Source organism: Methylobacterium sp. Leaf108, assembly GCF_001423265.1.
Classification (GTDB): Bacteria; Pseudomonadota; Alphaproteobacteria; order Rhizobiales; family Beijerinckiaceae; genus Methylobacterium.
This window is the reverse complement of the sequence record NZ_LMND01000001.1, coordinates 625987-639783: the sequence shown is the minus strand read 5'-3', so window position 1 is coordinate 639783 and position 13797 is coordinate 625987. Positions and strand designations below refer to the sequence as shown.

General features: G+C 71.0%; 12 protein-coding genes. 2 read left to right on the top strand and 10 right to left on the bottom strand.

Features of this window, described 5'->3' with window-relative positions:
- Positions 1–52 precede the first annotated feature (52 nt).
- Positions 53–589, top strand: coding sequence for an LPS assembly lipoprotein LptE (lptE, locus tag ASF39_RS02980; RefSeq protein ID WP_056280922.1), 537 nt, complete (start codon positions 53–55; stop codon positions 587–589).
- Positions 590–611: 22 nt separating this feature from the next.
- Positions 612–1640 carry a DNA polymerase III subunit delta gene (gene holA, locus ASF39_RS02975; RefSeq protein WP_056280920.1) on the top strand — a complete coding sequence of 343 codons (1029 nt, stop codon included), beginning with the start codon at positions 612–614 and terminating at the stop codon, positions 1638–1640.
- Between the two features lie 21 nt (positions 1641–1661).
- On the opposite strand, the gene hisS is transcribed toward holA, so the two are convergent.
- From hisS to ASF39_RS02925, 10 genes are all read right to left on the bottom strand, one after another.
- Positions 1662–3185, bottom strand: a complete 1524-nt coding sequence (gene hisS / locus ASF39_RS02970; protein WP_056280918.1) for a histidine--tRNA ligase — start codon at positions 3183–3185, stop codon at positions 1662–1664.
- Between the two features lie 434 nt (positions 3186–3619).
- Entirely contained in the window at positions 3620–4510 is an 891-nt protein-coding gene (locus ASF39_RS02965) for a ParB/RepB/Spo0J family partition protein (protein ID WP_056280917.1), read from the bottom strand.
- 57 nt (positions 4511–4567) lie between these two features.
- The gene (locus ASF39_RS02960) at positions 4568–5410 is read right to left on the bottom strand and encodes a ParA family protein (protein ID WP_055880940.1); all 843 of its coding nucleotides are present in this window, start codon (positions 5408–5410) and stop codon (positions 4568–4570) included.
- Positions 5407–6042 (bottom strand): 16S rRNA (guanine(527)-N(7))-methyltransferase RsmG, encoded by a 636-nt coding sequence (rsmG, locus tag ASF39_RS02955; protein WP_056280915.1) that lies wholly within the window; start codon positions 6040–6042, stop codon positions 5407–5409. The genes ASF39_RS02960 and rsmG overlap by 4 nt, the downstream gene beginning before the upstream one ends.
- A complete protein-coding gene (mnmG, locus tag ASF39_RS02950) occupies positions 6042–7922 on the bottom strand; it encodes a tRNA uridine-5-carboxymethylaminomethyl(34) synthesis enzyme MnmG (protein ID WP_056280913.1) in 1881 nt (626 codons plus the stop codon). Before mnmG ends, rsmG begins: the two co-directional genes overlap by 1 nt.
- Positions 7923–8020: 98 nt before the next feature.
- A complete protein-coding gene (gene mnmE / locus ASF39_RS02945; RefSeq protein WP_056280912.1) occupies positions 8021–9325 on the bottom strand; it encodes a tRNA uridine-5-carboxymethylaminomethyl(34) synthesis GTPase MnmE in 1305 nt (434 codons plus the stop codon).
- 228 nt (positions 9326–9553) lie between these two features.
- Complete coding sequence (gene rho / locus ASF39_RS02940) at positions 9554–10891, bottom strand: transcription termination factor Rho (protein ID WP_055880952.1); 1338 nt, start codon at positions 10889–10891, stop codon at positions 9554–9556.
- A gap of 241 nt (positions 10892–11132) precedes the next feature.
- On the bottom strand, positions 11133–11813 hold the full coding sequence (locus ASF39_RS02935) for a Smr/MutS family protein (protein ID WP_055880955.1): 681 nt from the start codon (positions 11811–11813) through the stop codon (positions 11133–11135).
- Entirely contained in the window at positions 11810–12976 is a 1167-nt protein-coding gene (locus ASF39_RS02930; RefSeq protein WP_056281141.1) for an MltA domain-containing protein, read from the bottom strand. The genes ASF39_RS02935 and ASF39_RS02930 overlap by 4 nt, the downstream gene beginning before the upstream one ends.
- A 42-nt stretch (positions 12977–13018) precedes the next feature.
- Positions 13019–13729 carry a Tim44/TimA family putative adaptor protein gene (locus tag ASF39_RS02925; protein WP_055880958.1) on the bottom strand — a complete coding sequence of 237 codons (711 nt, stop codon included), beginning with the start codon at positions 13727–13729 and terminating at the stop codon, positions 13019–13021.
- Positions 13730–13797: the final 68 nt, after the last annotated feature.

Genomic DNA, 13797 nt, shown 5'->3' with positions numbered 1-13797 from the left:
GCCGATCGCCGTAAGACGGGGTCGCGGGACTCCAGCCGGGACGATGGCGAGCATGATGCGTGTGACGAAGCGGATGGCGGTGCGGATCGCCCTTGTCGGCGCCCTCTCCCTTTCCCTGTCGGCCTGTTTCCGCCCCCTCTACGGCCCGACCGCGTCCGGCGAGTCGATGTCGGCGCTGCTGGCCTCGATCCAGGTCGACGACATCACCATGGCCCAGGGCCAGGAGCGGATCGGGCACTACCTGCGCAGCGAGCTGATCTTCGATCTCGACGGATCGGGCACGCCCGCGCCCAAGCGCTACCGCCTGAAGATGCAGGGCAGCGAGTCGGTGCAGACCCCGATCGTCTCCTCCACCACCGGCCGGGCCGAGGCCGGCACCATCATCGGCACGGTGAAGTACGCCCTGGAGAACCTCGACGGCACCAAGATCATCACCGAGGGCGTCGCCACCGGCACCGCCACCTATGACCGCTCGATCCAGCGCTTCGCCTCGCTGCGCGCCGCCCGCGACGCCGAGATCCGGCTGGCCAAGGTGCTCTCCGAGCAGATCAAGACCCGGCTCGCCTCCGTGCTGGTGACGAAACCCTGATCCGCCGAGCCCCGCCCCTCCCATGACGATCGTCAAGGCCCACGAGGTCGAGGGCCTGATCCGGCGCGGGCTCGATCCGCGCATCGGCGTCATCCTGGTCTACGGCCCCGACACCGGCATGGTGTTCGACCGGGCCAAGCGCCTGGCCGAGGCCTTCGTGGCGGACCCGGCCGACCCCTTCGCCCTCGTCAAGATCGACGGCGACACCCTGGCGCAGGACGCCGGACGCCTCGCCGACGAGGCCGGCACGGTCGGCCTGTTCGGCGGTGCCCGCACGATCTGGGTGCGGCCGGGCAGCCGGAACTATGCGCCCGCCGTGGAGGCGGTGCTCGGCGCCCCCCTCGTCGACACCCGCATCGTGGTGGAGGCCGGCGACCTCGCCAAGACCGCCCCGCTGCGGACCCTGTGCGAACGCTCGGCGCGGGCGCTGGCCCTGCCCTGCTACCCCGACGACGAGCGGGCGCTGGCCGAGCTCATCGACCGCACCCTGCAGGAGAGCGGCCTGCGCATCGCCCGCGAGGCCCGGGAGGTGCTGGCGGCGAGCCTCGGCGGAGACCGCCGCGCCAGCCTCGGCGAGATCGAAAAGCTTGCCCTCTACGCCCAGGGCCAGGGCCAGGTCAGCCTCGACGACGTCGAGGCGGTGGTGAGCGATGTCGCCGGCAGCGTCCTCAACACGCTGATCGATGCCGCCTTCGCCGGCCGCACCGCCGAGGTCGAGCGTGACTACCGCCGCTTCCGCCACGAGGGCATGGACCCCTCGGTGATGCTCGGCAGCGCGCTGCGCCACGCTCTCACCCTGCTCTCGACCCGGCTCGCCAACGAGGGCCAGAGCGCCGGCGCCATGGTGGCGACCTGGCGCGGTCTGCATTTCAAGCGCAAGCCCATCGTCGAGACGCAGCTCGCCCGCTGGTCGCCCCCCGCCCTGCGGCACGTCCTGCGCCTGCTCCAGGAGGCCGTGCTCGCCTGCCGGCGGTCGGATGCGGAACTGGCCCACGCCCAGGCCTCGGGCACCCTCCTTCGCATCGCCACGGAGGCGGCACGGCGCGGGTGATCGAGAGGGCCGGGGTCGGTCTCAAAAGTGCCGGGCCAGGACTTCCTTCACCCGGGCCACCATCTCGTCCTCCTTCACCGAGAACTGGGCCGGCCGGGCGGCCTTCCATTCGGCGTTGCTGGCGATGTCCTGCGCCGCCTTGGCGCCCTCGATCAGATCCTTGATCTGGACCTCGCCGGCCTCGCGCTCGTTCGAACCCTGGATGATGGCGCAGGGGCTGCCGCGCCGGTCGGCGTACTTCATCTGCGCCTTCATGCCGGAGCTGCCGAGGTAGAGCTCGGCCCGGATGCCGTCCCCCCGCAGCCGCGCGACGAGGCGCTGGTAGTCGGCGATGTTTTCGCGATCCAGCACGAGGACCACCACCGGACCGGGCTTGGGCCGGCCCTGCAGCAGCGGGCTCCCGGTAAGTTGCAACGCCGAGAACAGCCGCGAGACGCCGATGGAGAAGCCGGTGGCCGGCACCGGCTCGGACCGGAACCGCCCGACGAGCCCATCGTAGCGCCCACCGCCCGCCACCGAGCCGAAGCGCACGGTCTCGCCGGCCTCGTTGGTGACGGGGAAGGTCAGTTCGGCTTCGTAGACCGGGCCGGTGTAGTATTCGAGGCCGCGCACGACGGAGGGGTCGGCCCGAATGCGGTCGGAGCCGTAGCCGCCGGCCTCGCACAGACGCATCATCGCGTGCAGTTCGGCGATGCCCTCGTGGCCCGTCTCCGATGTCCCCACGACGTCCTTCCACGACCCGAAGAACTGGTCCCAGAAGGCGATGCGATCGCCGCCGACATGGGGGGCCGCCTCGAACGACACGTAGGCGAGGATCCGGGCGATGCCGGCCTCGTCGAGCCCCGCGCCCTTCGTGAAATCCCCGCTCTCGTCCTTGCGGCCCGGCCCCAGTAACTGGCGCACGCCGTCCGCACCCAGCCGGTCGAGCTTGTCGATCGCCCGCAGCACCGTGAGGCGCTGGCCGGCCTTGTCGGGGCCGGCGAGGCCGATGGCCTCCATCACGCCGTCGAGCACCTTGCGGTTGTTGACCTTGACCACGTAACGGCCGGCGAGCCCGAGCCTGTCGAGCGTATCGGCCATGAGCATGCAGATCTCGGCGTCGGCCGCCACCGACCCGGCGCCGACGATGTCGGCGTCGAACTGCATGAACTGGCGGAAGCGCCCCGGCCCCGGCTTCTCGTTGCGGAAGACGTAACCGTTGCGAAAGCTCCGATAGGGTTTGGGGAGCGCGTCGAAGTTCTCGGCCACGTGCCGGGCCAGCGGCGCGGTGAGGTCGTAGCGGAGCGACAGCCAGGACTCGTCGTCGTCCTGGAACGAAAAAACGCCCTCGTTGGGGCGGTCGAGGTCGGGCAGGAACTTGCCCAGTGCCTCTGTGTACTCGATAAACGGGGTCTCCAGCGCCTCGAAGCCGTAGAGCTCGAAGCTCGCCCGGATCGTCTCCAGCATCCGCCCCTGTGCGGCGATCTCGTCGGCCCGGCGGTCGACGAGGCCCCGCGGCAGACGGGGCTTCAGGATGTCGACCTTCTTGGAATCGGCCTGGGCCATGGGTGTCGCTTCATCTGTGGAGGGGTGAAAGGCATCGGAACGGTGGTCGATCAGCCCAGCCCGCACCCCTCATCTTGAGGTGCCGCGAAGCGGCCTCGAAGGAGGGCTTCAGGGACCACGCAGCGCACTGAAGGTCTCCTTCGAGGCCCGCCGCCGCGGGCACCTCAGGATGAGGGACCGGTTCGGATCACGCGGAGTCCGACAAGTCGAAAGACGTGTTCGGCTCTATCGCGCGCCGATTGGGCGGGCAAGCGCCGCCCCGCCGTCTCTCTTCCTCTGCGGGAGAGGGAAGCGACCTCTCCGGACATGTGGCTCCCCTCGCCCGACCCGCTTCGCGGGCCACCCTCCCCCGCGGAGGGGGAAGGACGCGCGCAGTCTCGAACCGTCTGCCCCGTGAAGGAAGGATGCGATCGCCCACCGTAGGTGGGACCGCCTCAGCCCTCCGCCGAGATCTTGAACCGCCGGCACAGGTCGTCGAGCTCGGCCTCCGACTCGTAGCGGATGCGGATCTCGCCGGTGCCGGTGCCCTTGGGCTTGAGGGAGACGCGCACCCCGAGGGCCCGGGCCATCGCCACCTCCAGCGAACGGTGGGCCGATTCGGCCTCCGGCGCCTTGCGCGGGCGACCCGGACGGACAGTGTCGCCCTCCTGGGTCTCGGAGGCGGCCAGGGCCTCGACGTCGCGCACCGACAGGCCTTCGGCCACGATCCGGCGGGCCACCGCCTCCGGGTCCTTGACCGAGAGCAGGGCGCGGGCATGGCCGGCGGTGATCTCGCCGGCCACCACCCGCTCCTGGATCGCCGCCGAGAGCTGGAGCAGGCGCAGGGTGTTGGCGAGGTGGCTGCGGCTCTTGCCGAGGATCTCGGCGAGTTCGGTCTGGCTGTAGCGGAACTCGCTCATCAGCCGCTCGTAGCCGGCGGCCTCCTCGATGGCGTTGAGGTCGGCGCGCTGGACGTTCTCGAGGATCGCGTATTCGAGGGAGGTGCGGTCGTCGATCTCCACCGTGACGACGGGGACTTCGTTCAGCCCGGCGCGCTGGGCCGCCCGCCAGCGGCGCTCCCCGGCCACGATCTCATAGGTGTCCGGCACGCCCGCCAGCGCCCTTACCACGATCGGCTGGATAATGCCGCGCAGCTTGATCGAGGTCGCGAGTTCGTCGAGCTCGGGGTCGTTGAAGCGCCTGCGTGGATTGCGCGGATTGGGGCGCAGGAACTCCACCGCGACCTTGCGCTGCTCGTGGGACTTGCCGCCTTCGTCGCCGCCGAAATCGCCGATCAGGGCCGCGAGGCCGCGACCGAGCCGGGGCCGCACTACGTCATCCGCCATCGCCACCCGCTTCCGCTCCTCTTTACGCAACATTGTCAAACACTTAACCGATGGTCGTCAGGCCGCCTGCGGGAGCCGGCCCTCACGCTGGATGATCTCCGAGGCGAGGCGGAGGTAGGCCTGGCTGCCGGCGCATTTGAGGTCGTAGAGCAGCACCGGCTTGCCGTGGGAGGGCGCCTCGGAGACGCGCACGTTGCGGGGGATCATGGTCTCGTAGACCTTGTCGCCCATGAAACTGCGCACGTCGGCCACCACCTGCGCCGAGAGGTTGTTGCGTGGGTCGAACATCGTGAGCACGATGCCCTGGATGGTCAGGCGCGGGTTGAGGGCGCCGCGCACCTGCTCGACGGTCCGCAACAGCTGGCTGAGCCCTTCGAGCGCGAAGAACTCGCATTGCAGCGGCACCAGCACCGCATCCGAGGCGGCCAGGGCGTTGATGGTGAGCAGGTTGAGGGAGGGCGGGCAGTCGATCAGGACGTAGGTGACGCCCTCGGTGGCGCCGGGCTCGCCGACGCTCTTGAGCACTTGGCGCAGGCGGTGCGCCCGGTCCGGTGCGCTGGCCATCTCCATCTCGAGGCCGAGCAGGTCCATCGTCGAGGGCGCCACCAGCAGGCGCGGCACGGCGGTGGCCACCACCGCATCGGCCAGCGAGGCCTCCCCGGCGAGCACATGGTAGGTCGAGACCTTGCGCGAGCGCCGGTCGATCCCGAGCCCGGTGGAGGCGTTGCCCTGCGGGTCGAGGTCGATCACCAGCACGCGCTCGCCAATGGCGGCCAGCGCCGTGCCGAGGTTGATCGCCGTCGTGGTCTTGCCGACGCCACCCTTCTGGTTGGCGAGGGCGAGGATGCGCAGAGGGCGCTCCGACGAAGTGCCGGACGGGAGAGTCGAGGAATTCGTCATGGATCCACGCGGGAGAGGGCGGTGACGCGCACGATGCGCGCGTCCGACTCGGTTCGGCTCGGCACAAGATCGTAAACGAATCTCCACTCTTGCGCGGCCTCGGTCAATTCCGCATCGACGTCACGACCCTTCGGAAACAGGCCGGTGGTGCCGGTTGTCAACAGGGGCTCGGTCCAAGCGAGCAACTGGCGCAGCGGAGCCAGCGCGCGGGCGCAGACCACCGCCACGCCGGCATGGTCCGCGATGATGGCCTCGATGCGCGCGGCATGGACGCGGGCCGGGGCTTTGGTGAGGCGTGCGGTCTCCTGCAGGAAGGCGCATTTGCGGGCGTTGCTCTCGACGAGATCGACCCGGAACCCGTCGCGCTCGCGCCCGGCGATGGCCAGCAGCAGGCCCGGGATGCCGGCCCCGGAGCCGAGGTCGAGCCAGGTCTTCGCTTCGGGCGCGATGGCGAGCAGTTGCAGCGAGTCGGCCACGTGTCGCGTCCAGACCTCGGTGAGGGTGGCCGGGCCGACGAGGTTCTTCACGCCCTGCCAGCGCCGCAGCTGCGCCACGTACAGGTCCAGGGCGGCCGCTGTTTCACGTGAAACACCGGCCTGTGCGACGACCCGGTCGCGGTCGGACGGGGCCATCAGGCGCCGGCCATGGCTGGGACGGAGCGCCGGGCGTGGGCGGCAAGCAGGGTCAGGGCGGCCGGCGTCACCCCCTCGATGCGGGCCGCCTGCCCAAGGGTGCCCGGCCGCACCGCTTCGAGCTTCACCCGCATCTCGTTGGAGAGGCCGGGGATGGCGGCATAGTCGAGCCGGGCCGGCAGGCTCACCTGTTCGTCGCGCCGGAACGCGGCGATGTCGGCGCGCTGCCGGTCGAGATAGACCGCATAGGTCGCGTCGGTGCACAACCGGTCGGCGATGCGGGGCGGCACGCTCGCGAGGTCCGGCCAGACCGCGACCAGCCGCGACCACTCGATGTCGGGATGCGACAGGAGCTGGAAGGCGCTGCGGCGGATGCCGTCCTGGTTGAGGGTGATGCCGTGGGCCCGGGCCTGCGACGGCGTCAGCGCGCAGGTGTCGAGCAGGGTGCGGGCCGCCTCCAGGGTGGTCTGGCTTCGGGCGAAATGCACGGCCCGCTCGTTGCCGACGCAGCCGAACGCGAGGCCGCGCGGGGTCAGCCGTTCGTCGGCGTTGTCGACCCGGAGGGACAGCCGGTACTCCGAGCGCGAGGTGAACATCCGGTAGGGCTCGCTCACCCCATGGGTGACGAGGTCGTCGATCATCACGCCGAGGTAGGATTCGGCCCGGTCGAACACCGCCGGGGTCGATCCGCCGGCAAGGCGCGCCGCGTTGAGGCCGGCCACCAGCCCCTGCCCGGCCGCCTCCTCGTAGCCGGTGGTGCCGTTGATCTGCCCGGCCAGGAACAGGCCGGGCAGGCGCCGCGCCTGCAGGGAGGTGTCGAGTTCGCGCGGGTCGACGTAATCGTACTCGATGGCGTAGCCGGGCCGCAGGATGTCCGCCCCTTCCAGCCCCGGGATCAGCCGGATGAGGGCGTGCTGGACCTCTTCGGGCAGGGCCGTGGAGATGCCGTTGGGATAGACGGTGGGATCGTCGAGCCCCTCGGGTTCCAGAAAGATCTGGTGGCCCTCGCGGTCGCCGAAGCGCACCACCTTGTCCTCGATGGACGGGCAATAGCGCGGGCCGCGACTGGCGATCCCGCCCGAATACATCGGCGAGCGGTGCAGGTTGGCGCGGATGAGGTCGTGGACCGCCTGGGTGGTGCGGGTGATGCCGCAGGCGATCTGCGGCACCGTGATCCGCTCGGTGAGGGTGGAGAACGGCACGGGGTCCGCGTCGGCGGCCTGCATCTCCAGGCCGGCCCAATCGATGGTGCGGCCGTCGAGGCGTGGCGGCGTCCCGGTCTTGAGCCGGCCCAGACGGAACCCATGGCGCTCCAGGGTACCGGCGAGCCCCAGCGCCGGCGCCTCGCCGGCCCGTCCGGCGGGAATCTGGACCTCACCGATGTGGATCAGCCCGCGCAGGAAGGTGCCGGTGGTGATGACGACGGCGGCGCAAGCGAGGGTGCGGCCATCCGCCAGGACGACGCCGGCCACCCTCCCCGCCTCGACCGTCAGGTCGGCGACTTCGGCCTCCATCACCGTGAGGTCGGCGGTCTCGGCGATGGCCCGTTGCATCGCCGCCGCGTAGAGCTTGCGGTCGGCCTGGGTGCGCGGCCCGCGCACGGCCGGTCCCTTACGCCGGTTGAGGAGACGAAACTGGATGCCCGACGCATCCGCGACCCGGCCCATCAGACCGTCGAGGGCATCGACCTCGCGCACGAGGTGGCCCTTGCCGAGCCCGCCGATGGCCGGGTTGCACGACATCGCGCCGATGGTGGCGGCTCGATGCGTGACGAGGATCGTACGGGCACCGGTGCGCGCGGCCGCTGCGGCGGCCTCGGTGCCGGCATGGCCACCGCCCACGACGATGACATCGGCGGAATCGGAACGGTTCAGGGACATGCCGGTGAGTACGCGGCCGAGCGCGATGGCGTCAACAGACGGCCGATGTTTCACGTGAAACATCGGCCATGCGAAGCGGCCTCACTTCCCGATGCATCTTACTTCCCGATGCAGAAGCCGGCAAACAGGCGGTCGAGGATGTCTTCGACGCCGACATGACCACCGACTTCGCCAAGCGCCTTGACCGCCAGACGCAGATCCTCGGCGACGAGTTCCGGCGGTAGCGCGGCCGCCGCCAAAAGCCTATCGAGGTGATCGCGGCAGCGGGTCAGGGCCTCGCGGTGGCGCTCGCGGGTGATCAGCGTCTCACCGCCGAGCAGCGCCGCCGCGGCCCGCTGCTGGATGGCATCGAGCAGGTCCGAGACCCCCTCCCCCGTCCGGGCCGAAACCGCGAGGCCGGTCCGATCGCCGATCCCGAGATCGCCTTTCGTCCACACGCGCAGCGCGGCCGGAGGCGCGGGCTCGAAGCCGGCGGCATCGTCGTCGGCGGCGGCGAGAAACACGACGAGGTCCGCTGTCTCGATCCGGCCTCGGGTACGCCGGATGCCTTCGGCTTCGACGGCGTCGGCGGTCTCCCGCAGGCCGGCGGTGTCCACGAGCAGCACCGGCAGGCCGCCGAGGTCGCAGCGGACCTCGATGGCATCGCGGGTGGTGCCTGGCACCTCCGACACGATGGCGACGTCGCGCCGGGCCAGCGCGTTGAGCAGGGTCGACTTGCCGGCGTTCGGGGCTCCGGCCAGCACCACGACGAAACCCTCGCGCAGGCGCTCGCCGCGGCGTCCATCCGCCAAGGCTCGGTGGATCGCATCGCGGACCGCCCTCGCCTGCCCGAACAGGGCGGCATCGAGCCCAACGTCGTCGACATCGCCCTCGTCAGAGAAGTCGAGGGCGGCCTCCGTCGAGGCGAGCAGGTCGATCGTCCGGGCACGCCAGTCCGCGACCTGGCGGCCGAGGGCGCCATCGAGCTGCCGCAGGGCCTGGCGGCGCTGACCGTCCGTCTCCGCCTCGATCAGGTCGGCGGCGGCCTCGGCCTCGGTCAGATCCATGCGGCCGTTGTAGACGGCGCGGCGGGTGAAGGCGCCGGGCTCGGCCGGCCGACAGCCCGGAATGGCGGCCAGGGCCGCCAGCACGCCGGCGCGCACCGCCAGACCGCCGTGGAGGTGGAGCTCGGCCATGTCCTCGCCGGTGAAGGTCGCCGACCCCGGCATCCAGCACACCATGGCCCGGTCGAGGACATCGCCGGCGGCATCGCGCAGCGTGCGCAGGGACAGGCGGCGAGGGGGCGGCAGGTCGCCGATCAACCCGACGAGGATGGCCGCGCTTTCAGGGCCGCTGATGCGGACGACGCAGACGGCGGCGCGGCCATGGCCGCTGGCGGGGGCGAAGATGGTGGCGTCGGCCATGGCGCGGCTTCGGTCGGAGGGATGAACCGTCGGGCTTCGTCTCCTGCCCCGATTGCCCCCTTGCGGGGAGGCGTCGGAGGCGGCGCGGCTAGGCGACCCTGTCGCGCAGGCCGGCCGAACCACCCCCACCCCCTAATCCTCCCCGGATGGGAGGGAGAGCTCCTTCGACCGGCTAACGATCTATTTTCCCTGCGAAAGCGTTCAATTTCACCAGGGATTTAGTCCATCTTACGTGTTCATCGAGTCGAAGAAGTCGTTGTTGCTCTTGGTCTGGCGCAGCTTGTCCATGAGGAACTCGATGGCATCGGTGACGCCCATCGGGTTGAGGATGCGGCGCAGCACGTAGGTCTTCTTGAGGGAATCGGGCGCCACCAGCAGCTCTTCCTTGCGGGTGCCCGAGCGGGTGATGTCGATGGCCGGGAAGATGCGCTTGTCCGAGACCTTGCGGTCCAGGATGATCTCCGAGTTGCCGGTGCCCTTGAACTCCTCGAAGATCACCTCGTCCATGCGCGAACCGGTGTCGATGAGCGCGGTGGCGATGATCGAGAGCGAACCGCCCTCCTCGATGTTGCGGGCCGCACCGAAGAAGCGCTTGGGGCGCTGCAGCGCGTTCGCGTCGACGCCGCCGGTGAGCACCTTGCCCGACGACGGCACGACGGTGTTGTAGGCGCGGCCGAGACGGGTGATCGAATCGAGCAGGATGACCACGTCGCGGCCGTGCTCGACGAGGCGCTTGGCCTTCTCGATCACCATCTCGGCGACCTGGACGTGGCGGGTGGCCGGCTCGTCGAAGGTCGAGGCGATGACCTCGCCCTTCACCGAGCGGATCATGTCGGTGACCTCCTCCGGGCGCTCGTCGATGAGCAGCACGATGAGGTAGCACTCCGGGTGGTTGATGGTGATCGACTGCGCGATGTTCTGCATCAGCACGGTCTTGCCGGTGCGCGGCGGCGCCACGATCAGGGCACGCTGGCCCTTGCCGATGGGAGCGACGATGTCGATGATCCGAGGGCTGAAATCCTTCTTGGGCGGAGCGTCCAGTTCGAGCTTGAAGCGCTGGGTCGGGAACAGCGGCGTCAGGTTGTCGAAGTGGACCTTGTGCTTGATCTTCTCCGGGTTCTCGAAGTTGATCGTGTTCACCTTGAGCAGCGCGAAATAGCGCTCGCCGTCCTTGGGGCCGCGGATCGGGCCCTCGACGGTGTCGCCGGTGCGTAGGCCGAAGCGGCGGATCTGGGTCGGCGAGATGTAGATGTCGTCCGGCCCCGGCAGGTAGTTCGACTCCGACGAGCGCAGGAAGCCGAACCCGTCCTGCAGCACCTCGACGGTGCCGGCGCCGATGATCTCGACCTCCTTGGCCGCCAGCTGCTTCAGGATCGAGAACATCAGCTCCTGCTTGCGCATGGTGGAGGCGTTCTCGACCTCGACCTCCTCGGCGAAGGCGATCAGGTCGGTGGGCGTCTTGGACTTGAGGTCCTGGAGCTTGACCTCGCGATGGGCGTCGAGGGCGATGACGGCGCCCTCGGCCTGCGGTTCCGCGGGAATGAGGGCATCGGTGTGTGAGGTCATGGGAATCGAGAGCCGATTGGGACGGGAAAACCCGACTGGGAGGGGACGACCGACAGAGGCTACGCGCAACACGGAAGAAGGATGGTTCGGGGAGGTGCCGAGCGCCGGTTCGGCGCGGTTCATCGGACCACTCTGGGTCCGCGCATCGCCTGCGGTGGCCTCTGGGGCTCGCGGGATACATCTCGGCATAGACCGGAGGGAGCTGTGCGTACCGCGATTCGAGCTGCCGCTCAAGTCCCCGTCAGCGTCGTTTCAGCCGGACGTACAAGGCCCCTGCCCCGCCGTGGTGGCGGGCGGCCTCCTCGAAGCCGAGGACGACGCCGCGCAACTCCGGTGCCCGCAGCCAGTGGGGAACGGAGCGGCGCAGCACGCCGCGCTCGGAAAAGGCGTCGTCGTAGGAGGGACCGCCCTTGCCGGTGACCACGAGGATGTGGGTGTGCCCGGAGGCCTGGGCCCGCATCAGGAAGCCGACCAGCGCCCCGTGGGCCTGGGCCTGGTACAGGCCGTGCAGATCGATGCGGGCGTCGACCTGGAGCGCCCCCCGGCGCAGGGCGAGACGGGTGCGCCGCTCCAGGCCGGGGGCCGGTGGCGGGATCGGCCTCGCCACCGGCGCGGGCGCCGCGGGCGGGGGCGTCGGCTTCACCGCGACGCGCTTCTGCCGCGGCTGGGGCGGGGGCGGCGCGACCTTCACCGGGGACACCGGCCGCGCCTCGGCCGGCGGGGCCTCGCCGCGAGGCGCTGTTCCCGAGACGGTCTTGCCCGGGGTCGCCTTGCCCGAGACCATTTTGCCCGAGACCATCTTGCCGTGAAGCAGCTTGCCCTGCACGGCCTTGCCCTGCAGCGGCGTGATCAGCCGGGCGACGGCGTTCCACAGGCTGGCCTCCTCGCCGGTGAGGGGACGGGGGCGGCGGGGCGGCCTCATGGCCGAGGGGACTTCGGCGGGGTGTCGGACGAGGGTTTGGGCGAAGGTTTGGGCAGGAAGACCACGAAGCCCACGGCGTCGCGCAGGTTGCCGGCGGCGACGCCCGCGGCCTCCCCGGTGCCGAGGTAGAGGTCGCCCCGCGCCGGTCCGACGATGGCCGAGCCGGTGTCGGCCGCCACCACGAGGCGGCCGGGGGCGGTGCCTCCCGGCAGCGGGCCTTCCAGCCAGAACGGCAATCCGTAGCGCCACAGGGTGGCGTCCACCGCCAGGCTGCGGCCCGGCACCAGCGGCACGCCCGCCGCTCCGGGCGGGCCGAAGCCGGGGTCGGCCACCGGGCTCAGGCGGAAGAAGATGTAGGAGGCGTTGGCGCGCATCAGCCGGCGTGCCGTCTCGGGGTTGGCCCGCAGCCAGCCGGTCCAGCGGGCGAGCGTCAACCCCTCGAGCGGCAGATGGCCCTCGGCGACGATGCGCTTGCCGATGGAGGTGTAGGGCCGGCCGTTGCGGCCGTCGTAGAGCACCCGCACGGCGCCGCCGTCGGGCAGACGTACCCGCCCCGAGCCCTGGACCTGGAGCACGAAGAGGTCGACGGGGTCGCGCAGGTAGAGGAGCGGCCGGGCGAGGCCGCCCAGCGCCCCGTCCTCGATGGCGGCCCGGTCGGGATAGGGCTCGAACCCCTGCGCGCCCCGCCGCCCGGCCCGCAGGGCCGGGTCGAGGCCCGGCAGGGTCTCGCCGGGCTGGAGGCTGACGAGGTCGTCGGGGCGGGCGAGCACCGGGGTCGGGAAGTCGGCGCTCGGCGTGAGCGAGCCCGTCAGTTCGGGTTCGAAATAGCCGGTGAGGAAACCGGCCTTGCGCTGACCGCCCTGCCCGTCGGTCCGCAGGATGCGGTAGGCGTCGAAGGCCTCAGAGAAGAACGCGGCCGCGCCCTCGGGCACCACGTCCTGCGCCCTGCGGCAGGCGGCGGCGAGGGCCTCGGGGTCGCCCTGCACTGTGGCGGCGACGGGCACCGGGTCGGCGGCGCAGCTGCGGCGGAAATGGTCGAGGGCGGGTGCCGCGTCGGTGCCGGGGAAGCCCGGCAGGCTCGATGCGGCCACGGGTTCGAGCACGGCATCACCGACGCGCGTCTGCGCGGCGGCGGGGGCGCAGGAGACCAGGGAGAGGACGATCCCGGCGAGGAGAGGCTGAGACGGTCCGGCCACGGGGAAGGGTCAGGCGCCCGCTTCCGTGGCGACGAGCTGCCAGTTCGGGTCGCGCCCGCCGAGCGTCCGGGCGAAGGTCCACACGTCGGGAACCTCGACCACCGCCTCGGCGCTGCCGTCCACGACCTTGCCGTCGGCATCGCGGGTGGCGGTGATCAGGTGCGACAGGAAGCGCACGGTGATCTGGGCGACGCGGTTGTTCACCTCGACGGCGACGATCTCTGCCTTGTCGAGGGAGACGAAGGTGGTCTCCAGGACGTGGCGACGGGCCTCGCGCTCGGTGATCTCCCGTTCGAAACCCTCGCAGACCTCCCGCGACAGCAGCATCCGCAGGGTCTTGCGGTCGCCCTTGGCGAAGGCGATCACGATGGCCTCGTAGGCGCTGCGGGCGCCGTCGAGGAAGGCGCGTGGGTCGAAGCCCGGCTCCACCTGCAGCACCGCCTCGAGGCCGCCGGCCACCGCCGAACCGGGCTCGGCGATGCCGCGCCAGTCCCGCGGCGCGGCCGCCGCCTGCGCCGGGGGAGCCGCCCGGTCGGCGCCCGGAAGGCGGACGACGTTGTCGCCCTCCTTGCGGGCGGCGGGCGTCTGGTTGCGATCCACCGGCTTGAACGGCGAGCGTTCCGTGCCCGTCTTCTGGCCCAGCACCGAGCGCAGGCGCCAGATCACGAACACCGCAAGCGCGAGGAAGATCAGGGTCGTCGCGTCGAGAGAATCCTGCATCACCGATCCGTTCGTGGCCGTCAGCTGTTGTCCCGCGCGTGTCGCGCCCGTTCGAGATCCCGCCCCGG

Bases quoted from the DNA above. Each gene is read 5' to 3' on its own strand.
- lptE (WP_056280922.1), top strand. From the start codon at position 53: ATGATGCGTGTGACGAAGCGGATGGCGGTGCGGATCGCCCTTGTCGGC.
- holA (WP_056280920.1), top strand. From the start codon at position 612: ATGACGATCGTCAAGGCCCACGAGGTCGAGGGCCTGATCCGGCGCGGG.
- hisS (WP_056280918.1), bottom strand. From the start codon at position 3,185: ATGGCCCAGGCCGATTCCAAGAAGGTCGACATCCTGAAGCCCCGTCTG.
- ASF39_RS02965 (WP_056280917.1), bottom strand. From the start codon at position 4,510: ATGGCGGATGACGTAGTGCGGCCCCGGCTCGGTCGCGGCCTCGCGGCC.
- ASF39_RS02960 (WP_055880940.1), bottom strand. From the start codon at position 5,410: ATGACGAATTCCTCGACTCTCCCGTCCGGCACTTCGTCGGAGCGCCCT.
- rsmG (WP_056280915.1), bottom strand. From the start codon at position 6,042: ATGGCCCCGTCCGACCGCGACCGGGTCGTCGCACAGGCCGGTGTTTCA.
- mnmG (WP_056280913.1), bottom strand. From the start codon at position 7,922: ATGTCCCTGAACCGTTCCGATTCCGCCGATGTCATCGTCGTGGGCGGT.
- mnmE (WP_056280912.1), bottom strand. From the start codon at position 9,325: ATGGCCGACGCCACCATCTTCGCCCCCGCCAGCGGCCATGGCCGCGCC.
- rho (WP_055880952.1), bottom strand. From the start codon at position 10,891: ATGACCTCACACACCGATGCCCTCATTCCCGCGGAACCGCAGGCCGAG.
- ASF39_RS02935 (WP_055880955.1), bottom strand. From the start codon at position 11,813: ATGAGGCCGCCCCGCCGCCCCCGTCCCCTCACCGGCGAGGAGGCCAGC.
- ASF39_RS02925 (WP_055880958.1), bottom strand. From the start codon at position 13,729: ATGCAGGATTCTCTCGACGCGACGACCCTGATCTTCCTCGCGCTTGCG.